Annotated in this window: 18 protein-coding genes; 11 read left to right on the forward strand and 7 right to left on the reverse strand. The window is 61.1% G+C overall.

The features are described 5' to 3' along the window. Window positions 1-313: 313 nt before the first annotated feature. The 3 genes from M6D32_RS19860 (at window position 314) to M6D32_RS19870 (ending at window position 5,632) form a co-directional block, all read left to right on the forward strand. Window positions 314-3,904 (forward strand): GAF domain-containing protein, encoded by a 3,591-nt coding sequence (locus tag M6D32_RS19860; protein WP_298259368.1) that lies wholly within the window; start codon window positions 314-316, stop codon window positions 3,902-3,904. Window positions 3,905-3,992: 88 nt separating this feature from the next. Beyond that, a complete protein-coding gene (locus tag M6D32_RS19865; protein WP_298259370.1) occupies window positions 3,993-4,382 on the forward strand; it encodes a response regulator in 390 nt (129 codons plus the stop codon). Then, window positions 4,379-5,632 (forward strand): response regulator, encoded by a 1,254-nt coding sequence (locus M6D32_RS19870; protein ID WP_298259372.1) that lies wholly within the window; start codon window positions 4,379-4,381, stop codon window positions 5,630-5,632. The genes M6D32_RS19865 and M6D32_RS19870 overlap by 4 nt, the downstream gene beginning before the upstream one ends. A gap of 766 nt (window positions 5,633-6,398) precedes the next feature. On the opposite strand, the gene M6D32_RS19875 is transcribed toward M6D32_RS19870, so the two are convergent. Genes M6D32_RS19875 through M6D32_RS19895 form a run of 5 tightly spaced genes read right to left on the reverse strand, consistent with a single transcriptional unit; the run spans window position 6,399 to window position 10,891 of the window. Further along, window positions 6,399-7,103, reverse strand: coding sequence for an ABC transporter ATP-binding protein (locus tag M6D32_RS19875; RefSeq protein ID WP_298259374.1), 705 nt, complete (start codon window positions 7,101-7,103; stop codon window positions 6,399-6,401). A gap of 1 nt (window position 7,104) precedes the next feature. After that, a complete protein-coding gene (locus M6D32_RS19880) occupies window positions 7,105-7,845 on the reverse strand; it encodes an ABC transporter ATP-binding protein (protein WP_298259376.1) in 741 nt (246 codons plus the stop codon). A 10-nt stretch (window positions 7,846-7,855) separates the two neighbouring features. Further along, window positions 7,856-8,845, reverse strand: a complete 990-nt coding sequence (locus M6D32_RS19885; RefSeq protein WP_298259378.1) for a branched-chain amino acid ABC transporter permease — start codon at window positions 8,843-8,845, stop codon at window positions 7,856-7,858. Further along, window positions 8,842-9,711, reverse strand: coding sequence for a branched-chain amino acid ABC transporter permease (locus tag M6D32_RS19890; RefSeq protein ID WP_298259380.1), 870 nt, complete (start codon window positions 9,709-9,711; stop codon window positions 8,842-8,844). Before M6D32_RS19890 ends, M6D32_RS19885 begins: the two co-directional genes overlap by 4 nt. Before the next feature lie 16 nt (window positions 9,712-9,727). Beyond that, a complete protein-coding gene (locus tag M6D32_RS19895; protein WP_298259382.1) occupies window positions 9,728-10,891 on the reverse strand; it encodes an ABC transporter substrate-binding protein in 1,164 nt (387 codons plus the stop codon). Here M6D32_RS19895 and M6D32_RS19900 point away from each other — a divergent pair. Then, on the forward strand, window positions 10,890-11,867 hold the full coding sequence (locus M6D32_RS19900; protein ID WP_298259384.1) for a GntR family transcriptional regulator: 978 nt from the start codon (window positions 10,890-10,892) through the stop codon (window positions 11,865-11,867). The two genes, M6D32_RS19895 and M6D32_RS19900, sit on opposite strands and share 2 nt — an antisense overlap. A 9-nt stretch (window positions 11,868-11,876) precedes the next feature. Here M6D32_RS19900 and M6D32_RS19905 read toward each other — a convergent pair whose 3' ends face one another. Then, window positions 11,877-12,944 carry a glycosyltransferase family 4 protein gene (locus tag M6D32_RS19905; RefSeq protein ID WP_298259386.1) on the reverse strand — a complete coding sequence of 356 codons (1,068 nt, stop codon included), beginning with the start codon at window positions 12,942-12,944 and terminating at the stop codon, window positions 11,877-11,879. Between the two features lie 281 nt (window positions 12,945-13,225). On the opposite strand from M6D32_RS19905, the gene M6D32_RS19910 reads away from it, so the two are divergent. The 4 genes from M6D32_RS19910 (at window position 13,226) to M6D32_RS19925 (ending at window position 19,345) form a co-directional block, all read left to right on the forward strand. After that, window positions 13,226-14,989 (forward strand): ABC transporter ATP-binding protein, encoded by a 1,764-nt coding sequence (locus M6D32_RS19910; protein ID WP_298259388.1) that lies wholly within the window; start codon window positions 13,226-13,228, stop codon window positions 14,987-14,989. 220 nt (window positions 14,990-15,209) lie between these two features. After that, window positions 15,210-17,411 (forward strand): amylo-alpha-1,6-glucosidase, encoded by a 2,202-nt coding sequence (locus M6D32_RS19915; RefSeq protein WP_298259390.1) that lies wholly within the window; start codon window positions 15,210-15,212, stop codon window positions 17,409-17,411. Window positions 17,412-17,491: 80 nt separating this feature from the next. Next, complete coding sequence (locus M6D32_RS19920; RefSeq protein WP_298259392.1) at window positions 17,492-17,998, forward strand: PRC-barrel domain-containing protein; 507 nt, start codon at window positions 17,492-17,494, stop codon at window positions 17,996-17,998. Window positions 17,999-18,088: 90 nt separating this feature from the next. Beyond that, window positions 18,089-19,345 carry an MFS transporter gene (locus M6D32_RS19925; protein WP_298259394.1) on the forward strand — a complete coding sequence of 419 codons (1,257 nt, stop codon included), beginning with the start codon at window positions 18,089-18,091 and terminating at the stop codon, window positions 19,343-19,345. Window positions 19,346-19,354: 9 nt separating this feature from the next. Here M6D32_RS19925 and glgA read toward each other — a convergent pair whose 3' ends face one another. Further along, window positions 19,355-20,773: a glycogen synthase GlgA gene (gene glgA / locus M6D32_RS19930; protein WP_298259396.1), complete on the reverse strand. Its 1,419-nt coding sequence runs from the start codon at window positions 20,771-20,773 to the stop codon at window positions 19,355-19,357. 205 nt (window positions 20,774-20,978) lie between these two features. Here glgA and M6D32_RS19935 point away from each other — a divergent pair, with 205 nt between their 5' ends. The 3 genes from M6D32_RS19935 to M6D32_RS19945 form a co-directional block, all read left to right on the forward strand. Beyond that, window positions 20,979-22,175: a CoA transferase gene (locus tag M6D32_RS19935; protein ID WP_298259398.1), complete on the forward strand. Its 1,197-nt coding sequence runs from the start codon at window positions 20,979-20,981 to the stop codon at window positions 22,173-22,175. Between the two features lie 75 nt (window positions 22,176-22,250). Beyond that, window positions 22,251-23,321: an alcohol dehydrogenase gene (locus M6D32_RS19940; RefSeq protein ID WP_298259400.1), complete on the forward strand. Its 1,071-nt coding sequence runs from the start codon at window positions 22,251-22,253 to the stop codon at window positions 23,319-23,321. Between the two features lie 146 nt (window positions 23,322-23,467). Next, window positions 23,468-24,191 (forward strand): isocitrate/isopropylmalate family dehydrogenase (locus M6D32_RS19945; protein ID WP_298259402.1); only part of this gene is annotated, 724 nt, incomplete at its 3' end.

Consider the following 24,191-nt stretch of genomic DNA (forward strand, 5'->3'; position numbering starts at 1 on the left):
CAGTTTCGCGGTAACCTCGTCATAGGAACTTCAAATTCTAAACCGCACTAGAATCATATAATTGGCTAGTGCTCCTTTGATTCCGAAGTTCGTAAACGTGGAGCCGCAATATGATACGAACTTCGGAATCGGAGCACTAGAATCAATAAGTTTGTGAGTAGCCCATGACTTTCCGAAGTTCGTGAAGGTGGGTGCTGCGATGGAGCACGAACTTCGGAAAGTGGGCACTAGCTGACGTCTGGCCGTCATGCTGTGATGTAGAGTGAAAGCGAGATGATGCCCAGCGTCTTGCCAATAATTTGGAATACTCATTGTGACGGATACCGTTGCCGGCGATTCACAGCAGGTTATTGCTGATCTTAAGCGTAGACTTGAGGAGTCGATTGCGCAGCAGGCTGCTACGGCCGATGTGCTCAAGGTCCTCAGCCGTTCGACTTTCGATCTCCAAACTGTTCTCGAAACGCTGATCAGGTCCGCAGTCGAGTTGTGTAAAGCCAATCGGGGCTCGATCTTCCTTCGCGAAGGCGAGGTCTTTCCGCTGAAGGCGGCGTCCAGCACCACACCCGAATTCCTGCAATATTGGGCAGCGAATCCGCCAAGGGCGGGCCGCGGTTCTGCCACCTCGCGCGTCATCGCATCGGGAAGGGTCGAACTTATTCCTGATGTGCTTGCGGACCCGGACATGGAGATGCCCGCGGGTTCCCTGGTCAGGATTCGCGCGGCACTCGGCGTGCCGATGCTCAGGAATGACGAGGTCGAAGGCGTAATGGTGCTGACGCGGCCCGAGCCCGGCCCGTTCACCAAAGGCCAGATCGATCTGGTGCAAACCTTCGCCGACCAGGCAATGATTGCCATCGAGAACACGCGGCTTTTCAACGAGACGAAGGAGGCGCTGGAGCGACAGACCGCGACCGCCGACATCCTCAAGGTGATCGCAAGCTCGCCCTCCGACGTACAGCCGGTCTTCGAATCGATCGTAAGGAACGCCAAATCGCTGATCGGCGGTTTTTCGGCGACGGTGTCGCGTATCGCTGGCGACATGCTCCACCTGGCGGCATTCACGCCGACAAATACGAGAGCCGATGAAGCGTTGCAGGCCTCATTCCCGATTCCGCTCGCCGAATTTCCGCCGTTCCAGTTCGTTCGGGCTGGAGAGACCGTGCAGTTCGCCGATACCGAGGCAGAAGGTGTTCCGGTCACGAACAGAGAGGTGGCACGGTTGCGCGGCTATCGCAGCATGTTGTTCACGCCGCTCATGAACAACGGCAAGCCGATCGGAATGATCAGCGTCACGCGCAAGGAGCCCGGCACGTTCGCCGATCATCACGTTGAGCTGCTACAGACCTTCGCCGACCAGGCCGTGATCGCCATCGAGAACACGCGCCTGTTTGATGAGGTGCAGGCCAAGACGGTCGACCTGCAGGAATCTCTACGGCACCAGACCGCGACGTCCGAGGTGCTCAAGGTCATCAGCCGCTCGCCGGGCGAACTCGATCCGGTGTTCAAGACGATCCTGTCGAATGCGACCACCATATGCGACGCCCAATTTGGTCTGTTGCTTCTCCGTGAAGATGGCGGCTTCCGTTTCGCCTCGATGTTCAATCTGCCGCCGGCGTTCGCGGAAACCTTTTCGCGCAATCCGGTGATCTACCCGCCGCCAATCGACCCGTTAGGGCGGCTGATCGAGACCCGGCAACTCGTTCATGTCGTCGATGTCAAGCAAGAGCCGGCTTACCTCACCGGCTTCCCGCCGATCGTGGAATTGGTCGAACTTGGCGGCGCCCGCACGCTTCTGCTCGTACCGATGCTGAAGGAAAAGAGCCTTGTCGGCGTGATCGCCATCTTCCGTCAGAACGTTCACGCCTTCTCCGTCAAGCAGATCGATCTGGTGACGAGTTTCGGCAGCCAGGCCGTGATCGCGATCGAGAATGCCCGCCTGCTGAGCGAATTGCGGGAACGCACCGACGACCTCAGCGAATCCCTGCAACAGCAGACCGCGACCGCCGACGTACTGAAAGTCATCAGCCGCTCGGTTTTCGATTTGCAGACCGTGCTCGACACATTGGTCGAGTCGGCATACAAGCTTTGCGGCGCCAACCTGGGCCTTCTGTATCTACGCGGCAACGAGGCCTTCGAATGCAAGGCGATCGCCGGCGTCGGCGTTACCGAGGCAAGCCGCCTGTTCAAGGGACGCCCGATCCGCGCGGGTCGCGGCACGGCCGCAGAACGCGTCATCCTGACGGGCGAAGTCCAATGCATCACCGACTTCTACGAAGATCCGGAAATGGATCCCAGGATCCGGGAGGCAATTCGAAACGCGGGCAGTTCGGATTCGAGCATTGGCCAGATTCGTTCGACGCTGGCCGTCCCGATGATGCGCGACAACGCCGTGATCGGCGTGATGGTGATTGGGAGTGCACAAACGGGATCGTTCCCTCAACGCCAGATCGAACTGCTGCAAACCTTCGCCGACCAGGCCGTGATCGCGATCGAAAACGTGCGCCTGTTCGACGAGGTGCAAGCCAAGACGGGTGATCTCGAAGAATCTCTGCAGCAGCAGACAGCCACTGCTGACGTGCTGAAGGTGATCAGCCGTTCTCCTGACAACCTCAAACCAGTACTGGACGTCATTGTCGAAACCTCGCGCGAACTTTGCAATGCGCGTACAGCCGTCATCTTTCTGCTGCGCGACGGGAAGTTTCACGACGCCGCCGAATCCAGCACCAAGCCTGAGTACATCGAGGCGGCGATCCGCGCCAATCCGATCTCGCCGGATCAAAAAGGATCGATCACAGCTCGTGCCGCGCGCGAGAAACGTACGGTCCACATTCCCAACTCGGCGGAAGACCCGGAAGCTGGACTTGGCGGCCCATTGGATTCGGGAGGACCGAGGTCGCTTCTGTCGGTGCCCCTTATGCTGGATGGTCGCGTCATCGGTGGGATAACGCTGCAACACGCGAGCCTGGCCCCGTTCACAGCACGGCAGGTCGAGGCTGTAGAGACATTTGCCGATCAGGCGGTTATCGCAATTTCAAACGTCAATCTGTTCGAACAGGTGCAAGCGCGCACAAAGGAACTTTCACTGTCGCTGGAAGATCTCCGCACCGCACAGGATCGCCTGGTGCAGACTGAAAAGCTTGCTTCGCTCGGCCAGCTCACCGCTGGGATCGCGCACGAAATCAAGAACCCGCTGAATTTCGTCAATAATTTTTCGGCGCTGTCGGGCGAATTGATCGACGAGCTCAATGACCTGATCCAATCGGCCACGCTCGACGACAAGACTCGCGAGGAGATCGACGAGCTTACCAATATGCTCAAGGGCAACCTCGACAAGGTCGTGCAGCACGGCAAGCGCGCCGATTCGATTGTCAAGAACATGCTGCTGCATTCGCGCGAAGGTTCTGGCGAGCGCCGAGCCGCCGACATCAACGCGATCGTCGAGGAAAGCCTGAATCTGGCATATCACGGAGCGCGGGCCGAGAAATCCGGCTTCAATATCGCGCTGCAGCGCGACCTCGATCCGTCTGCCGGGGTAGTCGACCTTTACCCGCAGGAGATCACGCGGGTGTTCCTCAATCTCATTTCCAACGGCTTTTATGCCGCCAACAAGCGCAAGGAAGCCGGCGACGAAGGCTTCGAGCCGTTGCTGACAGCGACAACGAAAAATCTCGGCAGCAGGGTCGAAATCCGGATTCGCGACAACGGCACCGGCATCCCGGCCGAAGTCAAGGAAAAGATGTTCAATCCGTTTTTCACCACGAAGCCGGCCGGCGAGGGCACCGGACTTGGCCTGTCGATGAGCCACGACATCATCGTGAAACAGCACGGCGGCAAGATTGACGTCGAGACCGAACCTGGTGCATTCACCGAATTCATTATTACGCTGCCTCGCGCGGCAGCCTAGCGTGGCGACTCTGACGTTCCTTTCAGTTTCGCCGCGACCAATTCAAAGTAACGTCAGAGTCAAAGCCGCATTATTCTGGAGGCCGGAATTGAGCGTTTACATACTTGTCGTCGACGATGAGCCCGACGTTGAAGAGCTGTTCCGCCAGCAGTTCCGCCGCGACCTGAAATCCGGGCGCTTCACGATGGAGTTTGCGCCGTCGGCGCCAGCGGCTTTGATTCGCGCCGCCGAGATCAGGGATCCGTCGCTGATCCTGATCCTGTCGGACATCAACATGCCCGGGATGAGCGGGCTCGAAATGCTGCCGAAAGTGCGGGCTGAGCGGCCCGATGTTCCCGTCATCATGATCACCGCTTACGGCGATGCTGAAACCCGCCGGAAGGCAATCGAGCGCGGCGCGATGGGACTACTGACCAAACCGATCGATTTTACGCTGCTGCGTCACGAGATCGATGGAAGACTCGGGCAGGCCGCATGACCGCAACCATCCTCGTCGTCGATGATGAGCCGGACCTTGAGGCGCTTGTCTTGCAGAAGTTCCGCAAGCAAATTCGCGATGGCGCGGTGACTTTCATGTTTGCCCATGACGGCGTCGAGGCGTTGCAGTCGATCGAAAATCATCCAGATGTCGACATGGTGGTATCTGACATCAACATGCCGCGGATGGATGGCCTGTCGCTGCTGCAGAAATTGCAGGAGGCCGAAGACAAGAAATCGACGATCATCGTCTCGGCCTATGGCGACATGAGCAACATCCGTACCGCAATGAACCGCGGAGCGTTCGACTTCCTGACCAAGCCGATCGACTTCGGCGATCTCGAAACGACCATCGACAAGACCATTCGTCACGTCGAGGCGATGCGCGAGGCGCGCCGGCGCCAGTTCGAGGCCGAACGCGCCCATGCGTCGCTGTCGCGGTATTTCTCGCCGCAGATCGCCTCGAGGCTTGCCGCGGCCGGCGAAAGCAACGGCATGGAGGTGCACTGGCGCAACGTCGCGGTGATCTTCACCGACATCGCCGGTTTCACCTCGTTGGTGGAAAACGCTGCACCCGACGTGCTCGGCACGCTGCTCAACGAATATGTGGGCGGGATGACCGATGTCGTCTTCGCCCACGAGGGCACCGTCGCCAAGATCATCGGCGACGCCATCCAGATTCTCTTCAACGCGCCGGGTGACCAGCCTGATTATGCGACCCGCGCGATTGCCTGCGCGCATGCGCTCGATATCTGGGCTGAGGAGTTTCGCCAGCGCTGGAAATCCAAAGGCGTGAATTTCGGCGTAACCCGGATGGGCGTTCACGCCGGCCAAGCGCTGGTCGGCAATTTCGGCGGCGGCCGCTTCTTCGACTACACCGCTTATGGCGATACCATCAACACGGCGGCGCGGCTTGAAGCGGCCAACAAGTTTCTCGGCACCCGTATTTGCGTCAGCGCCGCGGTCGCCGACGGCGCCGAGGCCTTTTGCGGCAGGCCGGTCGGCGATCTCTTGCTGCGCGGGCGCAGCGAGCCGCTGCGGGCCTACGAGCCGCTGACGGAGACGACATTCGAGGCGCCGGCGACGGCGCAATATTGCGATGCCTTTGCCAAACTGCAGGCCGGAGACGCTGCGGCGATGCCGGCCTTTGCGGCGCTGGTCGGCACGAATGCTGGAGATGCGCTTGCTGGTTTTCATCTTCGACGGCTGTTGAATGGCGCCAAGAGCTCGCGCATCCAGTTGGAGCAATAGCGCGCCCGCGAGCGCCGGAGGCGCATCATCCCGCCGGCGCGGTGGGCCGGCGTTTGTAAAATCGGATTTCTCGAAGCATTTCAATTTGATTCTACCTGTCCAGTCCTCTTCCAAAAAAATTCTGCTTTGCCCGTCGGGCAAATCATCTCTACAAGCCCGCGCCATCCCGCCTCACAAGAGGGACGCTCGCGATCGTCACGAACGTGGAGTGCGGAATGCGGTGGACGCTTCACATGCGACAGACGAGTGCATGCGAGGTGTACGGCGAAGCCACGTGGTTCTGACGTCTCGACGCTGACGTTAACTCGCGACAATGCTTGCGCATTGCGCGGGACGGCGACAAAAAGCCCGATCGCCGGGAAGAGCGTGGAATAAGCCGTTCAAACCATTGCGCGGGGAATGCCGGGTGTTTCCGGTGTGACCGTGGTGACTACGCTTGTGCTTTCTTACCTTGCACACAAGGCTGCGGGCGCGCCTGGCGCCCGGCATTCCCTGTGCCCTCGATTGGGCAAAGGATTACCCAAGACTCGGGCGGAATCACGCTGCGAGAATGCAGCCTTGTGCCCGTGAAGTTCATCCTTCGAGACGCATCGCTGGCGCGATGCTCCTCAGGGTGAGGTCAAAGCAAGCAGAGCGAGACCCTCATGGTGAGGAGACGCGAAGCGTCGTCTCGAACCATGAGGCCCGAAATGGCTGTTTGATAAGTGAATCGGTAGTCAGGCCGACGTCGTTCTGGACGACGCCGAGCGATCGCGGGAGATGCGTATTAAATGCCGAGATAGGCGGCCTGCACCTGCTTGTTGTTGGCGAGCTCCGCGCTCGCGCCGCTCATGATGACGTTGCCGCTCTCCAGCACGTAGGCCCGCTGCACCAGCGACAGCGCCCGGCTGACATTTTGCTCCACCAAAAGGATCGCCGTGCCCATCTTGTGGATCTCACCGATCTTTTCGAAAGTCACGTCGGTCATGACCGGCGCAAGGCCGAGCGAAGGCTCGTCCAGCATCAACAGGCGAGGCCTAAGCATCAACCCGCGGCCAACCGCCAGCATCTGTTGCTCGCCGCCGCTCATGGTGCCGGCGAGCTGCTTGCGCCGCTCGGCCAGCCGCGGAAAAATGCCGTAGACCAGCTCCAGCGTCTGGCGGCGTTCCGCCTTCGCCTTCGGCACATAGGAGCCGATCTCGAGATTTTCGTGCACCGTCATTTCCGGAAAGACCTGGCGGCCTTCGGGCACGTGCGCGATGCCGAATTCCGGAATCCGATGCGGCGGATTTGATGCCAGATTGACGCCGTCGAGCGTGACGGTGCCGGACGTCAGTTTGACGAGGCCGGAAATCGCGCGCAGCGTCGTGCTTTTGCCCGCGCCATTTGCGCCCAACAGGCCGACTGCTTCGCCTTCGGCAATCTCGATCGAGACATTCGAGATCGCGGGCACCGAGCCGTAGCTGGCGCTGACGTTTTCTAGTTTGAGCATATCAAACCACTCCCGCCGGCGGATGCACATAGGAGCCGAGATAAGCGCGGATGACTTCCGGGTTTTCCACGATCTCCTTTGGAGAGCCTTCCGCGATCTTCTGTCCGTGGTCGAGCACCACCATGTGACGCGCCACCGCCATGATGGCGCGCATCACATGCTCGACGATGATGATGGTCAGGCCCTTGCTGGAGAGCTTGCCGACCAGCGCGACCGCCTGGTCGATCTCCGCCGGATTGAGTCCGGCCATGACTTCGTCAAGCAGGAGGATCCGGGGCTCGGTGGCGAGCGCGCGCGCCATTTCCAGCCTGCGCTGGTCGATGGTGGTCAGATCCTTCGCCGGCGTCTGTTCCCTGGCCGAAAGGCCGACGAAGTCGATCGCCTCGCGCGCCTTCTCGCGCGCAACGGCCATGTGCTTGTCGCGCAGGAATGCGCCGGTCATGACGTTGCTAAGCACTGTCATGGCGCCGAAGGGTTTGGCGACCTGGAAGGTGCGGGCGAGACCGTGTGCGCAGATGTCATGCGGCCGCAGGCCGACGATTTCGCGGCCAAAGGCTTTCACCGATCCGGTATCCGGCCGGTGAAAGCCGGTGATGAGATGAAAGCTCGTGGTCTTGCCGGCGCCGTTGGGACCGATCAATGCGACGGTTTCGTTTTCCTTCACGGTGAAGCTGACGTCCTGGACGGCGCGCAAGCCGCCGAACCGTTTACTGAGGCCGCTGATGACGAGCGCATCCGCCATGGGCGTGCCCTTACGCGCGCGCCGGCGCGCGGCCGGCATAGCGTTGACGGAACTCCCCGATCATGCCCATCAGTCCGGTCGGACGCCAAAGGATGACGGCCATCAGGATCAGGCTGTAGACGGTGAGCTGGATGCCGCCGATCGAACTGCCGAGCCAGCTTTGCAGCAGCGTCGAGGTTGTCTCCAGCAGCACCGTACCGATCAGGGGACCCCACAGCGTCCCGATGCCGCCGACGATCGCCACTAGTGCGGCTTCAATCGAGATGTTGAAGGAAAACGCGGTCGCCGGATCGATGAAGTAGATGTACTGGGTGTAGAACGTGCCCGCGAGCGCCGTGAGAAAGGCGCTGATCATGTAGATGTCGCGCTTCATTTTCGGCGCGTTGACGCCAATCGCTTCGGCCGCGTCTTCGTCCTCGCCGATCGCGACGAGGTAGTTTCCGATCCAGGAACGCTCGATCAGCCAGGTGATGAGAAGGCTGATAAGGAGCAGGCCGAGCACGACATAATAATAGGAGTCCTTGTTTTCGAACTGCATCATCAGCGGCGCGGCGCCAAGGTTGGGGATGGTCGTGCCCTCGGCGCCCCAGGCAAAGTCGCGGAATTTGAGGAAGATCAACATCAAGGCTTGCGCCGTTGCGATGGTCGCGATGGTGAAATAGGGGCCCCGCAGGCGGAAACACAGCCAGCCGATCGGCAGGCTTGCCAGCGCCGCGACCACGCCGCCGGCCACCATGCCGAGCCACGGCGAGACGTTGTAGTTGATCTCGAGAAGGGTCGAGGTGTAGGCGCCCAAGCCGAAATAGGCGGCGTGTCCAAGCGAAAGCTGCTTGGCGTAGCCGCCCATCAGATTCCAGGCGGTGCCGATAAAAGCGAACAGCAGGATCCGAACGAAAATATCGATCGCAAACGAACTTTTCACCACCATCGGCAAGCCGATGAGGATCGCGATCCCGATCGCCATAAGAATGGCATGGCGCGGATTTATCGTCTGTGTCATCGCGCTCTGCCTCCGCCAAGGCCGGTTGGTTTGAAGGCGAGGGTAAGCAGAAGCATGGCGAACACCACGATCTGCCCGGAGTCGGCGCCGACATATTGGATGCCAAGCGACTCTGCAATGCCCATCATCAGGCTTGCGATCAGGGCGCCCATGACATTGCCGAGCGTTCCCAGTACGACGGCAACAAAGGCCATCAGCACAAACACCTGCCCGACGAAGGGATAGGCGGAATAAAACGGCATCAAGAGCGACCCGGCCGCACCCGCCAGCGCCAGCGCGATGCCAAGCGCGACACAGAACACGCGGTTGGGATTGATGCCCATCAGCATGGCGACGTCGCGGTTTTGTGACGCCGCGCGCATGGCTTTACCAAGATCGGTTGTGTGCAGAAACAGCCAGAGCAGGCCGCTTAGCGCCATCGCCACGACAAACGCAATCAGCTTTGCCTCCGGGATGTAGAGCCCGCCGACATGGAACGCTTCGTCGGAATAGGAGGTGTGAACCGTGCGATAGTTTGCGCTGAACAGCATCAGGGCGAGATTCAGCAGCAACAGCGACAGCGCAAACGTCAGGAAGATCTGCGGCATGTCGTTCGGCCCCAGCACCCGGCGGATCAGGAAATGCTGGATCAGCACGCCCATCACGAACAGCACCGGCATCGTCACGAAGAGCGAAAGCAGGGGATCGATGCCGTACTGGTTGGCGAGAAAGAAGCTGATATACATCCCGATCATCACGAATTCGCCCTGGGCGAAGTTGACGATCTTGACGACGCCGAAGATCAGCGTGACGCCGATACTGACGAGTGCGTAAATCCCGCCGATAAGCAGGCCGTTGATGACGGCCTGGGCTACTGTCTCGAACATTGGACGGCGCCGGCCTTCAGATTTTCATCACCGGCGCGCGGGCGTCTTCCTTCGGGAAGATGCTGGCGAGATCGCCGTGTTGCCACTGCACGCCGACCGGATGGCCGTAAATGTTCTTGCCGTCGGGGCCGAACTTGACCTTGCCGCCGGGCGCCATCGCCGCATAGCCCGAGGAAACGTCGAGCGTGGACAGTGCCGCGCGCACCTTCTGCGGATCGGGGGAGGCGGCGCGCTCCAGGGCGTCGGCAAGCATGAAGGTCTGCGCCACCAGTCCGCCGGCATATTCAAAGGCAAAATCGCCGGTGCGCTTCTTGAACTCGACATTCACCTTCTGGGCGTCCTCGCTGACGTCGTGATTCCAGTGCGCCACGCCCTGCAAGCCCTCGGCGAGCTTGCCGACGTTCTTGTAGAAGTCCGGAATGACAAAGCCGCCGGAGCCACCATTGATCGAGATGTTGAGGCCGAACTGCTTTACCGTGCGCACGATCAGGATCAGGTCGTTCAGATAGGAGACCGAGAACAGCGTATTGGCGCCGGAGGATTTGACCTTGTTGATCAGCGGGCTTGCATCGGTGAAGCCGGCCGAATAAGGCTCGAACATCACGATCTCGACGCCTTCTGCGGGCGCAAGCTCTTTCAATCCGTTCGACGTCGAGGTACCGAAGGCGGTGTTCTCGAAGATCACTGCGACCTTCGGCTTGTCGCTGACGAGTTTGGACATCTGCAATTGCGCGCGCGCAAACTGGGAGGCGCGGGCAAACGGCGTAAACGTATAGGTGCGGCCCTTGTTGAGCTGGTCGGAGCTTGATCCCGTAATCAGCGGAACCTTGGCACGCTCGGCGACCTCGCTGGCAATCAGGGTGAGGGCGCTGGCATAGCATCCGTGGATCGCCGAAAGCTTGTTGCCGGTGATCAGCCGGTCGGTTTCCGTGCGTGTGACGGTAGTGTCACTCTGCACGTCGGAAATGATCAGGTTGAGCTTGGCGCCGCCCAGCGACTTGATGCCGCCGGCCTCATTGACCATGTCGACGGCGAGTTTGGCAGCGGCGACGCAGCCGACGCCGATCTGTGCCATGCTGCCGGTTGTCGGATAAAGCGCGCCGATGTTGACGGGATCCGCGGCCCAGCCTCGCAGCGGCACTGCGCCAAACGCGCCTGCTGCCAAAGCCGTCTTGATCATGAACTCGCGGCGGCTTTGTCGCCTGGACAAAGTTGATAGAGTGATTTTGCCGGCGGAATCCTTGCGCGCGTTCTTCATGCGATCCTCCCTTGCCGCTGTTGTCGGGCCCACGTCCTTCGTTGGCGCGAGTCTTATTTTGGGGATGGTAACCGTATTCAAAATTGTTTACAATATGACTCGCAACTTTACCGCTGGCTCCTCAGCGGCCGCCCAAGGGCCGCGTCATATCGGGGACATGATGGCCGGAAAACCAGCCAAGCGCACGACCGTCCGGGCGCCGAAATCGCAGCGGATACCGCCGTCGCGGTCGCGCCAGCCGGCCGCGGCGGTCATCGCCAAGCGCATCGAGGAGGACATAGTCCTTGGTCGACGTCAACCGCGGGAAAGGCTGGTCGAGCAAGACCTTGGCGATCTATTCCGGACTCATCGCGGCGACGTGCGATTGGCTCTCTTCGAACTCGAGAAGAAAGGGCTCGTCGAGCGAATTCCCAATCGTGGCGCCGTGGTGCGCGGCCTGACGCCCAAAGAGGTGCGGGAAATCTATGCGGTGCGCGAAGAACTCGAGGTAATGGCGGTCGGGATTATCCCGCTTCCGGTCGCCGCGGTTGATCTTGAAAGGCTGGAGGAACTGCAGCGAAGGCATGGTGAAGCGATCGCGGCAGGCGACCTGCTGACGGTGTTCTATAGCAATCTCAGTTTTCACCAGGTCGTTTTCGGTCTCTGCGGCAATTCCTGCCTCATCGAGACCATCGACCTTCTTGCGCAGAAGGTCTACGGCATCCGGTCGTATGCCAATGCGTTTCCGGACGTGCTGGATCGCGCACACCGGGATCACCGTGACATGATCAGGGCGCTACGCAATTCGCGTCGGGAAGAGCTTGTGTCTCTGACCCGACGCCATTTGCAGCCCGCGCCTGAAGCCTACATCAAGGATTACGAGCGGCGCTTCGGAAAGGCCGACCTTCGGACGGCGTGACGAGAAGCATCACTCTGCGCTGCTTACGAGCTTGATCCGCGGCGCGCTGACTTCCATCAGGCTGCGGTAGGCGGCCAGATAGTCGAGCGCCATTCGTTTTGCGGTGAACCGCGCCTCGAACTGCTCGCGGATCTTTCCGCGGTCGAGTTGCGGCAGACTTGATACCGCGGCAATTGCACTGATCTCGTCTTCGACGATGAACCCCGTCAGCCCCTGGTCGATCACTTCCGGGACCGAGCCGCGGTTGTACGCGATCACCGGCGTGCCGCAAGCCATGGCCTCGATCATGACGAGACCGAACGGCTCAGGCCAGTCGATCGGAACGAGCAATCCGAGCGCACCGTTGAGGAAGTCCGATTTTTCGTGATCGTTGATCTCGCCGATATATTCGACGAGAGGATGATCCATCATGGGGCGGATCACTTCGTCGTAGTATTCCTGATCGGCGCGGTCGATCTTGGCCGCGATCTTCAGCGGAATGCCGCATCGGATGGCAATCCTGATCGCGCGATCGACGCCTTTTTCCGGCGCGATCCGGCCGAGTACGCTGAGGTAGGAAGGCCTGACCGGCCGGGGGGTCAGCAAATTCTCCGGCAGGCCGTGGTGGATGGTGCGGAGCCAGTTCGCCTGCGGCGCCGGACGCCGCTGCGCGTTCGAAATCGAGATCACCGGAACGGAAGAGAAGGTGTTGAAGACCGGCTGATGCTCCGGCAGGTCCAGTCGGCCGTGAAGAGTGGTCACAAATGGTGTCGGTTGACGAAAGAAAAGTGAGAACGGGTAATAGTCGAGATGAAAGTGGAGGAAGTCGAACTCCTCGTCGTCACATTTTTGCCTAACCCGCTCCAACATCACCATGTGAAGTGCGTTGGGGTCACGAACCGATCCATCGAGGCGAAGTGCGCGTGGCCATGTGGCGTCGAGTTTCGCAGATGTCTGGGAATCGCCGCTCGCAAATAGCGTCACATCGTTCCCAAGCGCGACAAGTTCCTCCGTTAGCCAGTGTACCACCCGCTCGGTTCCACCATACAATTTGGGTGGAACCGCCTCCGTCAACGGAGCTACTTGCGCGATGCGCATCTACCTCTCCCTCTTCTCGATGTCATGGATGATCAGCCCCATCGGCCCGACGCAACCGCGCCGGGAGGGGAACGTTTCCGTATCTGCGAGGTTCCAGTAGGGTGGGCACTTCTTTCATCGGTAACATCGCCGTCGGTGCACTCGATGAACGGGGGGTGCTGCGCGCAAAACAGCCGGACGGGAACCGCAGAGCGATGTGCGGCATTCCATCGGCTGAAAGAAAAAGAAATCGGGTCCGGCAATCGGGCCTTAAAAAGGCGTCAAAAAAGGTCTCGCAGCACATGGACAACCTCTCTGGCTACGCCAACCGCCCATTCGCTTTTGTGCTGCGCTACCTCCGTCAAAGGCCTGCATCACATTCTTGCATTCTGTCGGCCGTCGTTGCCGCCGTTGCTTGCTCTGTGGGTACGCAATATGGCGTGAAATTCCTGGTCGACGGCCTCTCGGGCGGCCCCGCCAACTCAGGCACCGTGTGGTTGGCGTTTGCCTTACTGATGTCACTGATCGCAGCCGACAATTTTCTTTGGCGAATTGCTGGATGGATTGCGAGTTTCACATTTGTCGGCGTTACCGGCGATCTCCGGCGCGACATGTTTCGCCACCTGACCGGTCACGCGCCCAGCTACTTTTCCGACCGGTTGCCGGGAATGCTGACCAGCCGCATCACCGCGACGTCGAATGCGGTTTTTTCCGTCGAAAACATGTTCATCTGGAACGTCCTGCCGCCTTGCATCGCCACGATTTCCGCAATTTGCCTGATCGGAACCGTAAGTTGGCAGATGTCAGCCGTCCTGGTCGTGATCGCGGGCGGAATGGTCCTGACCATGTTTAGGCTTGCGGCCGCCGGAAGGCCGCTGCACGATGATTTCGCCGACAAGGCCGCCGCCGTCGACGGCGAGATGGTCGATGTGATCAACAATATGCCGCTGGTGCGGGCATTTTGCGGACTAAGCTTCGAACATGAACGTTTCGACGCGACCGTAAAGAGGGAGCTCACGGCGCGCGGGCGCAGTCTTCGATATCTGGAAAAACTCCGGTTCATCCATGCGGCGGTGACGGTCGTTCTGACCGTCGGGATCCTCGCCTGGGCGATCACCCTTTGGCAAAGCCGCAGTGCCACGACCGGCGACGTCGTTCTGGTCTGCACGCTCGGTATTTCGATCCTCAGTGCGACGCGCGATCTTGCAGTCGCGCTGGTCGATGCCACGCAACACGTTGCTCGTTTGACCGAGGCCATTGCCACGTTGCTGTTGCCTCATGAACTTCGCGACCATCCGGAGGCTGAACCGCTGATAAGAAGCGGCGCCACGATCGCCTTCAACAATGTTTCGTTCGGCTATCCGGGCGGGTTAACGGTCTTCGACAAGTTCAGCCTTCGCATCCAGCCGGGACAGCGGGTGGGACTGGTCGGCCAGTCCGGCGGCGGAAAATCGACCCTGTTCGTTCTGATGCAGCGATTTTACGACGTCCGACAGGGAAGTATCACGATCGACGGGCAGAATGTTTCGCGGGTCACGCAGCAAAGCCTGCGCGAGGCGATTTCGGTCGTGCCGCAGGACATTTCGCTGTTTCACCGCTCGATCATGGAGAATATCCGTTACGGACGGCCGAACGCGACCGATGACGAAGTATTGCGTGCGGCGATCGCTGCGCGATGCGATTTTGTCGAAACTCTCCCGGAAGGCTTGGAAACCATGGTTGGCGACCGCGGCGTCAAATTGTCCGGAGGTCAGCGCCAGCGCATCGCCATTGCGCGAGCCTTCCTGAAAGACGCTCCAATTCTGCTGCTGGATGAAGCCACCGCGGCGCTCGACAGCGAATCCGAAGAGGCCATTCGGGAGGCTTTGTCTCGCCTGATGCGGGGACGTACGGTGATCGCCATTGCCCACCGGCTTGCGACGCTTCGTAACTTCGATCGCGTCGTCATGCTCAAGGCAGGCAAGATCATCGAAGACGGATCGCCCGATCGTCTGATGCAGGGGCAGGGGCCTTACCGCGAACTGGTAACGCGGGAAATGAGGCGCCTCGCAAAGCACGCAGCCTGATTTGCAACGCAGGTGTGGTGGCTCTGACGTTCCTTGAAGCTTTGCGGCGATCTCTTCGAAGGCCCGCCAGAGTCAAGTCACACGAGGCACCGGTATTTGCTAGCGTCCATTTGGTTCTGACATTCGTAAAGCTACTCGCCGCGAAGGGATAGGAATGTCAGTGCGGGGACACTAGCTACTGGGTGCGTAAGTCTATCGCTGTCAATTCAAGCGAGGTCACATGTCAGCGGAAGCCGTCACCAACGTCGCCACGTTACGGATCACGGAAACGGTCGCGGAATCTCCTTTCTATATTCCGATGACAGGACCCGCGGCACGGCCGCGGCGCTCGCTCAAGCATGATGATACGTTCATCGTGCTCGATAGCCATGGCGATATCGGCGCTTCCGCAGGCGGGCCGGACGGTCTGTTCAACTCGGATACGCGTTATCTGGCGCGACTCGAACTGGTGTTGGATGAAGTCCAGCCGTTGCTCCTGGGTTCGAACCTCCGGGACGACAATTCGGGGCTTACGGTCGATCTGACCAACCCCGACGTCTATCGTCAGGGGCGCAACGTCCTTCAAAAAGACGTGCTGCATATTGTTCGCACCATCTTTCTCTGGCGAGGCGCTGCCTATCAGCGCATCGGAGTTCAAAACCATAGCGAAAACACTGCAAGCTTCGACCTGACGCTGTTGTTTGGCAATGATTTCGCCGACCTGTTCGAGGTGCGGGGCGAGCGGCGCGCGCGCCGCGGCGTCGCGTCGAGCAAGGTGGCCGGCCCCTCCGATGTTGCCCTGGAATATACCGGGCTCGACGGGATTTCTCGCTCCACGGCGCTTCAGTTCGACCCGAAGCCGACGCGTCTCGCCGCGAATGCAGCGACCTATCATCTCGAACTGGCGCCGAAGCAGACGCATTCGCTGTTTGTGATTGCCTCCTGCAACAAGCCGGCGGCTTCCAAACCTGTTCCGTTCTTTCGCGGCTTGCTGGCGCACCGCCGGGAGATGCGCCAGCAGACCAGGGGCGCGACCAGCATCGAGACCTCGAACAACATCTTTAACGAGGTGCTGTGCCGTTCGATGGCCGATCTCAATATCCTGATGACGGATACGCGGGAGGGCCGGTACCCATACGCGGGAATTCCCTGGTACTCGACGACGTTCGGTCGTGACGGGATCATCACGGCGCTTCAGATGCTGTGGATCGATCCGCGGGTTGCTCGCGGCGTGCTGAAGCGGCTGGCTTTTTACCAGGCAAAGGAAGTCGACCCGCTGGCGGACGCGGCGCCGGGAAAGATCCTGCATGAGATGCGCGGGGGGGAAATGGCGGCGCTTCGCGAGGTTCCGTTCGCGCAGTATTATGGCAGCGTCGATGCCACCGCGCTGTTTGTACTTCTCGCCGGCCTTTATGTCGAACGTACCGGCGATGACGATACCCTTGCCGAATTGTGGCCCGCCGTCGAAGCCGCCTTGCAGTGGATCGATGGAGCCGGCGATCCGGATCGGGACGGCTTTGTCGAATATCAGCGCGCCTCGGAACAGGGGCTTGCCAATCAGGGCTGGAAGGATTCCTTTGACGCAATCTTCCATGCCGACGGCCGGCTGGCGGAAGGTTACATCGCGCTTGCCGAAGTGCAGGGTTACGTCTTTGCCGCAAAGCAGCTGGCCGCACGCTGCGCCAGGCGGATGGGAAAGTTTGAGCGCGCGCGACAACTCGATGGCGAAGCCGCTCAGCTTGCGGAACGGTTTGAAAATACGTTCTGGTGCGATGAACTTTCCACCTACGCGCTTGCGCTCGACGGTGACAAGAAGCCATGCCGGGTGCGCACGTCGAATGCGGGACAGCTCCTTTTCACCGGGATCGTGCGGGAAGACCGCGCTCGCCTGGTTGCCGCGGGATTGATGCAGCCCAACTTCTTCACCGGCTGGGGTATCCGCACGGTGGCCCAGGGCGAAGCGCGCTACAATCCGATGTCTTATCACGACGGATCGATCTGGCCGCATGACAATGCGCTGATCGCGCTCGGGCTCGCGCGTTACGGGCTCAAACATTCGGTCGAACAGGTCTTCAAGGCGCTGTTCGATGCCGCGACTTACATGGACCTGCGCAGGTTGCCCGAATTGTTCTGCGGCTTCCGGCGCGAGAAGGCGCGCGGCCCGACGCTCTATCCCGTCGCATGTGCACCGCAAGCTTGGGCGAGCGCGACTCCGTTCACCTTGCTTGAGGCCGCGCTCGGACTCGAATTCGATGCCGACCAGGGGGAAATCCGTCTGCGCAACCCGCGTCTGCCGGCTTTTCTCAACGAAGTCGTTCTTCGTGATCTGGAGCTGGGTGCTTCAAGTGCTGACCTCCGGCTCAGGCGACATGGCGATGAGGTGTCGCTTGAGGTGATAAAAACGCGAGGAAAGATTCAGGTTTCCATCGTGCTTTCCCGCTGACCTCGAAGAAGCGATGGACCTACTCTGACCGGCAGCGGCGGATCCCGCCATTGTCTCCGGCCGTTAACCGAGGGAATGAGATGCGCGCCAGAGTTCTGTTCACGCTCGCGGCTACAGGTATTGCCAGTCTGTACGCTGCCCATTCGTGGGGACAAGGCGAAGCCGCGGCACCTCCGCCGCCCCAACAGCAACAGCCCGTTCCGCCTGCCGCTGCACCGAAGGAGCCTGCTCCGCCGGCCTCCGTCACTATTATCGGCGCGAGCGAAGCGCACGGTGTAATGGGCCGGGACGTTCGAAGTCCGAAAGATGAAAACATGGGGCGCATCGTCGACGTGATCGTCGACCGTGAGGGGACGGTGCGCGCCGCGGTCATCGATTTCGGCGGGTTTCTCGGAGTGGGCAGCCGGAAGATCGTCGTCGACTGGAACGCGCTGCACTTTGGCCGCGTCGCCAACAAGAGCGACAGCATCACGCTTGATTTGACCAAGGAACAGGTGATGGCTGCGCCTGAATACAAGGACGGCACACCTATCGTGGTGCTTGGCGCCGCCGGCAGCCTCAAACCGTGGCAATACGATCACCAGTGAGACGGCGGAGCGATGTTTGCGCACCGATCCTCGTCCCAAAACCGACGCGCTCACTCCGAAGAGCGCGGACAATCGGATCGTGACAATCAAATGGTTCGTTCTGAAGCCGAACTGGTGACGCCAAATGCACTGCCGCATCCCTCGCGGGGAAGTCTTCGTGGTCTCGACTGGTTCATCTTCTTTCTCGCGGATGTGCAGACCGGCTTCGGTCCGTTCGTTGCTGTTTACCTGACAACGCAAAAATGGACGCAGGTCGAGATCGGGTCGATCCTTTCCATCGGCAGCATCATCGCCTTGATCGGGCAAATGCCCGGCGGAGCGATCATCGATGCGGCGAAGTCGGAGCGGCTGGTCGCAGGTCTTGCGATCGCGACGATCGGATGCAGCGCGCTCGCTTATGCGGCATGGCCGATCTTTCCGGTGGTTGCGGCCGCCGCGACGCTGCATGCCGCCGCCAGTTGCGTGCTTGGCCCGGCAATCGCTGCGATCAGTCTCGGTCTGGTGGGGCCGTGGGCGATCAGCGAGCGGTTGGGACGTAACGCGCGTTTTGCCTCGCTCGGCAACGGCGTCGCCGCCGCCCTGATGGGTACCTGCGGCTACCTGCTGTCGAGCCGCGCGGTGTTTCTCGTTGCCTTCGTGCTGGCCATTCCGACTTTGCTCGCGCTCATGCGCATCCGCGAGCGGGAAGTCGACGCCGCCCGCGCGCACGGATCCGTGCCGTCGACCGCGCCAAGCGCGAAATCGACCAGCTCGCTCGTGTTGCTGCGTCAACGTCCGCTCCTGATTTTTGCCGGCAGCATTTTGCTGCTGCAACTGGCCAACGCCTCGATGCTTCCGATTATGGCCGGCATCGTCACCACGCGTTCGAGCCAGTGGGCGACTGTCCTCATCGCTGCCTGCATCATCGTGCCGCAGGCGATTGTCGCGCTGACATCGCCTTCGGTCGGGCGCAAGGCGCAAGCATGGGGCAGACGGCCGCTGCTACTGCTCGGATTTGGTGCGCTCGCGGTCCGGGGCATCATGTTTGCAGTCGTCCGCGATCCCTATTTGTTGGTTGCGGTCCAGGTACTCGATGGCGTCACCGCCGCAGTGCTGAGCGTCCTGATTCCGCTCGTCGTCGCGGACGTCGCCTTCGGCAGCGGCCACTTTAATCTCGCACAAGGCGTCATCGGCACCGCGACCGGAATCGGCGCCTCGCTGAGCACCGTGCTCGCCGGCTACGTCAGCGACAAGTTCGGCAGCAGCGTCGCCTTTGCGGGCCTTGCCATCGTTGCCGCGGTCGGCCTTGTCGTCATCTGGCTCGCGATGCCGGAAACCCGGCCGCTGCCGCAAAGCCGGGAAACGTAAGACCTCAATTCAGGGCGATACCACAGTCTTTCGATAGAGCGCGCCGTAACAGGCTGCCGAGATGCTCCAGCTGAAAGATCGTGCCATGGCGCTTCGGCGCATCGCGTCGAGGCGATCTTTCGCCATGAAAGCCGAGAACGCGCGGCGAACGCCGCCGATAAAGGATTCCGTCGACGGCTGCGGGAACAAGAAGCCGGTTTCGCCATCGGCAATCGTCTCGGCCAAGCCGCCGGTCTGGTGACCGATCGGTAGCGATCCAAATCGCTGGGCGTACATCTGGCTCAATCCGCACGGTTCAAAGCGCGAGGGCATCAGCGTGAAGTCGCTGCCGGCAAAAATCCGTCGCGCCTGCGCGTCGTTGAAGCCGATGGCGACGCCGACGGCGTCCGGCCGGCGCCGGTGCGCGGCAACCAGCGCCTGCTCGATCTCGGGCTCGCCACGGCCGGTGACGACGATCTGTCCGCCGGCCTCGATAATTTCGTCGGTCGCCGACAGCACGAGGTCGATCCCTTTCTGGTGGACGAGGCGGGCGACCAGGCCAAACAGCGGACCGCGCGACAAAGCGAGACCGAATTGCTGACGGATGTAGTCCGCATTGGCCTGCTTGCCTTGCCAATCGCCGGCGGCGAAGCGCTGGGCGAGCAGGGCGCAGGCACGCGGATCCCAACTCTCATCGATGCCGTTGAGGATGCCGGTCAGTTGGGCGGCGTCGGAGCGGCGCCGAAGCAGGCCCTCGAGCCCGCAGCCGAGTTCGGACGTTGTGATCTCCCTGGCGTAGGTTTCGCTGACGGTCGTCAGGTGCGAGGCGTAGTTGAGGCCGCCCTTGAGAAACGACAGCTTGTCGTAGAATTCGAGGCCGTCGACGTGAAACGAATCCTGCGGAGCGCCGATCCGCCGCAACGTCTCCTTCTCGAACAGGCCCTGGTACGCCAGATTATGAATGGTCAGGATGCTCGGAATCTTGCTGCCGTGCCAGGCGAGATAGGCCGGCACGAGCGCCGCTTGCCAGTCGTTGGCGTGGACCAGATCGGCCGCCCAATTCGGGTCCAGTTTGCCCTCGGCAAGCTCGGTGGCGACCGAGGCCAATCGTGCGAACCGGATATCGTTGTCCGGCCAGTCGTGGCCCGTCTCATCGCCGTAGGGATTGCCGGGCCGATCGTACAATTGTGGACACAAGACCACGTAGACCGGCAGGCCGTCCTTGGTCGCGCCAAGCCCGAGCGAACAGGCCGGCATCTCCGCGAAAGGCGGAGAATGGCCGATAATCTCAATGTGCGTGAATTGCTCGACAACGTCGCCGTAACCGGGAAGCACGACCCTGACGTCGGTCCAGCGCCGGAGTGCCCGAGGGAGCGCCGCGGACACGGCAGCCAGACCCCCGACCCGAACGAAGTCATCCATCTCCGTGGTAACGAACAGGACTCGCACAACGCCCTCACTCGCCGCTGTCGCTAACGCGATCTATGCAAGATCAGTTCCAATCTCCCGTCGCCGATTGCATAGGCTGTTGCCGCGGCAACAGCCATTCGCCGACGTCTTGTTGGCCTCTGCGCTTTTCCGCCCGGCCGCGTCGCTCTAGTGTCTCGGGTCGGGATGGATCGGCGGTCAGGCAGACCAGAAGGGGAATTCTTCGATGACAATAGCGGGAATCGATGAGCGGACTGCGACAGGCAGCCTCAATGGCCTGCGCGTGCTCGATTTCTCGACCACCATTGCCGGTCCGCATTGCACGCGGATGCTGGCGGATGTGGGCGCCGAGGTTATCAAGGTCGAAGCGGTCGACGGAGAAACGATGCGAATCCGTCCTCCGGTCCGCAACGGTTGCTCGAGCCTCTTCGGCCAACTCAACGCGGGCAAGAAAAGCCTCGTGCTCGATCTCAAGACGCCGGAAGCGGTCGAAGTTGTGCATCGGCTGGTGAAAAATGCCGATATTCTCGTCGAGAATTTCCGTCCCGGTGTGATGCGGCGGCTAAAGTTCGACTATCCGTCCCTGCAGCCGCTGAATCCGAAGCTCGTCTATTGTTCGATCTCCGGCTACGGACAGACCGGCCCATCGGCGGAGTTGCCGGCCTATGCGCCGGTCATTCATGCGGCGTCCGGTTACGACATGGCCCACCTGGCATACCAGCCGGGCAGAAATCGGCCGGACTATTGCGGCATCTATCACGCCGACGTCCTGACCGGTGTCTATGCCTTTGGCGCGATCTCGGCCGCGCTCTACCAGCGTACCCTCACGGACACGGGCCAGCATATCGACGTGTCGATGCTGGAATCGATGCTCACCTTGACGCCGACCGAAGTCCAGGCCTCGCAGTTCGAGCTGCCGCCGCCGAGCCGCCCGATGTTCGGTCCGGTCGAGACCGCGGACGGCTACGTGATGGTGGCGATCGCCAGCGAAAAGACGTTTCAGGGTCTGGTCCGCGCCGCAGGTCGCCCCGAATGGATCGGCGATTGCCGTTTTGCGAAATATGCCGACCGCCGGCGTCACTGGACCGAGCTGATGGATGGCGTCGAAAGCTGGTCGCGCACGGTCTCGACCGAAAAATGCCTCACTGAGCTTTCCGAATACGGCGTGCCCTGTTCGGCGTACCGAACCGTGGCTGAGGCGATGGACGATCCGCAAATCGTCCATCGTGGCGCGGTTGCCGAGGTGGAAGACGACGGTGGCACCTTCAAGGTCACGAACCTGCCGTTCCGGATGTCGGGCGGCAGGGTGTCGGCGGGAAAACGCGCGCCCGCGCTCGGCGAACATACGCGCGCCGTGCTTCGCGAGGCCGGATTTTCGGACGATCAGATCGCGGCTATGGCCGAGAAGTCGCAGCCGGCGTGAGGTAATTGACCCATCTTGCGAGGGTGACGGTTTCCGGCCTATCAAACCCGACAAGAAACATACGGGAGGGAAACGATGAAGAGCTTTAGGGTCGCCGAGTTCAATGCGCCGCTGAAGGAGATGGACGAGCCGACGCCGCAGCCTTCCGGCACGCAGGTGCTGCTCAAGGTGAAGGCGGCCGGCGTCTGTCACAGCGACCTCCACATCTGGGAAGGCGGCTACGATCTCGGCCACGGCCGCAAGCCGCTGTCTCTGAAGGATCGGGGCGTGTTGCTCCCGCTCACGATGGGGCATGAAACCGTCGGCCAGATCGTCGCGTTCGGCCCTGAACTTACCGAAAGCGACAAGCACGGCCTGAAGGTTGGCGACGTCGTGCTCGCCTATCCCTGGCTCGGCTGCGGCAAGTGCAAGACCTGCATCGGTGGCGATGAGAACATGTGCATCGTCAAGCCGAGCGCGCTTGGCGTCTATTGCGACGGCGGCTATTCCGACCACTTGACGGTGCGGCACGCGAAATACCTGATCGACTTGAAGGGGCTCGATCCCGTCACCGCCGCGCCTTACGCCTGCTCCGGCGTCACGACCTACAGCGCTCTGAAAAAGGTGGAAACCGTCTTCGACACCCCGATCGTGATTTTCGGCGCCGGCGGCCTCGGCCTGATGGCGCTGTCGCTCGTGAAAGCGATGGGTGGCAAGGGCGCGATCGTTGTCGATATCGATGCGAAAAAACGCGAAGCCGCCGAAGCGGCCGGCGCGCTCGCAACCGTCGACGGCGGCGCGCCGGATGCGCTGGAGCAACTGACCAAAAAGGCCGGCGAGCCGATCCGCGCCGTGATCGACCTCGTCGGTAATGCCAAGACCACGCAGCTTGGGTTTGATTGCCTGACCAAGGGCGGCAAGCTCGTGATCGTCGGCCTGTTCGGGGGCGGCGCCCCCTGGGCCTTGCCGCTGATCCCGATCAAGGCGGTCACCATCCAGGGCAGCTATGTCGGCAATCTGCGCGAAACCGAGGAACTGCTCGATCTCGTGCGGGCGAAAAAGATCGCGCCGATCCCGGTGACGCCGATGCCGCTCGCCAAGGCCAACGATGCGCTCACCAGTCTGAAGGAAGGCCGGCTGGTCGGGCGGGCAATCCTGACGCCGTGAGACCTTCGAGAGCCGGGCCTCATCCTTCGAGACGCTTGCTGGCGCAAGCTCCTCAGGAAGAGGTTTAGGCTCCTCATGGTGAGTTGCGTGGCAACACGCGTCTCGACCATGAGGCCAAAAATGATTATCAAATCAGGGGAATCTGAATGTCCGCCAATACTGCGCTCCACGTTGCCGTGCTCCCCGGCGACGGCATCGGCCCCGAGGTGATGGCGCCGGCGCTCGAAGTCCTGCGCAGGATCGAGAAAACCACCGACCTGAAGTTCCGCTTCACCGAGGCTCCGGCCGGAGCGAACCACTACCGTGAGACCGGCAAATCGATGCCGGATTCCACGATCCGGCTGTGCGAGGAGGCGGATGCGATCCTGCTCGGCGCCTGCGGCCTGCCCTCGGTGCGCTATCCCGACAACACCGAGATCATGCCGCAGGTCGAGTTGCGCTTTCATTTCGATCTCTATGCCGGCGTGCGTCCGGCCCGTCTCATCCCCGGCGTGCCGAGCCCGATTGTCGGGGCGGACAAGCGCGGCATCGACCTCGTCGTGATCCGCGAATCCACCGAAGGCCTGTTCGCCTCGATGGGGAAAGGCGTGGTGACCCACGAGGATGCGCGGGAGACCTTGGTGATCACGCGAAAGACGTCCGAGCGATTGTTCGAGTTTTCGTTTCGGCTTGCCGAACGCCGCAAGAAGCGCGGCCGGCCGGGCGCGCTCACCTGCGTCGACAAGGCCAATGTGTTCAAGGCCTTTGCATTCTTTCGCGAAATGTTCGACGAGGCCGCCAAACGCCATCCGGGCGTGAAGGCCGACCGGCTCTATGTCGATGCCTGCTCGGCCATGTTGGTGAAGCGTCCGTGGGATTTCGACGTGATGG

Source organism: Bradyrhizobium sp., assembly GCF_027307225.1.
In the GTDB taxonomy this organism is placed as follows: domain Bacteria; phylum Pseudomonadota; class Alphaproteobacteria; order Rhizobiales; family Xanthobacteraceae; genus Bradyrhizobium.

Bases quoted from the DNA above. Each gene is read 5' to 3' on its own strand.
- M6D32_RS19870 (WP_298259372.1), top strand. From the start codon at position 4,379: ATGACCGCAACCATCCTCGTCGTCGATGATGAGCCGGACCTTGAGGCG.
- M6D32_RS19875 (WP_298259374.1), bottom strand. From the start codon at position 7,103: ATGCTCAAACTAGAAAACGTCAGCGCCAGCTACGGCTCGGTGCCCGCG.
- M6D32_RS19880 (WP_298259376.1), bottom strand. From the start codon at position 7,845: ATGGCGGATGCGCTCGTCATCAGCGGCCTCAGTAAACGGTTCGGCGGC.
- M6D32_RS19885 (WP_298259378.1), bottom strand. From the start codon at position 8,845: ATGACACAGACGATAAATCCGCGCCATGCCATTCTTATGGCGATCGGG.
- M6D32_RS19890 (WP_298259380.1), bottom strand. From the start codon at position 9,711: ATGTTCGAGACAGTAGCCCAGGCCGTCATCAACGGCCTGCTTATCGGC.
- M6D32_RS19900 (WP_298259384.1), top strand. From the start codon at position 10,890: ATGAACTCGCGGCGGCTTTGTCGCCTGGACAAAGTTGATAGAGTGATT.
- M6D32_RS19895 (WP_298259382.1), bottom strand. From the start codon at position 10,891: ATGATCAAGACGGCTTTGGCAGCAGGCGCGTTTGGCGCAGTGCCGCTG.
- M6D32_RS19905 (WP_298259386.1), bottom strand. From the start codon at position 12,944: ATGCGCATCGCGCAAGTAGCTCCGTTGACGGAGGCGGTTCCACCCAAA.
- M6D32_RS19910 (WP_298259388.1), top strand. From the start codon at position 13,226: ATGGACAACCTCTCTGGCTACGCCAACCGCCCATTCGCTTTTGTGCTG.
- M6D32_RS19915 (WP_298259390.1), top strand. From the start codon at position 15,210: ATGTCAGCGGAAGCCGTCACCAACGTCGCCACGTTACGGATCACGGAA.
- M6D32_RS19920 (WP_298259392.1), top strand. From the start codon at position 17,492: ATGCGCGCCAGAGTTCTGTTCACGCTCGCGGCTACAGGTATTGCCAGT.
- M6D32_RS19925 (WP_298259394.1), top strand. From the start codon at position 18,089: ATGGTTCGTTCTGAAGCCGAACTGGTGACGCCAAATGCACTGCCGCAT.
- M6D32_RS19935 (WP_298259398.1), top strand. From the start codon at position 20,979: ATGACAATAGCGGGAATCGATGAGCGGACTGCGACAGGCAGCCTCAAT.
- M6D32_RS19940 (WP_298259400.1), top strand. From the start codon at position 22,251: ATGAAGAGCTTTAGGGTCGCCGAGTTCAATGCGCCGCTGAAGGAGATG.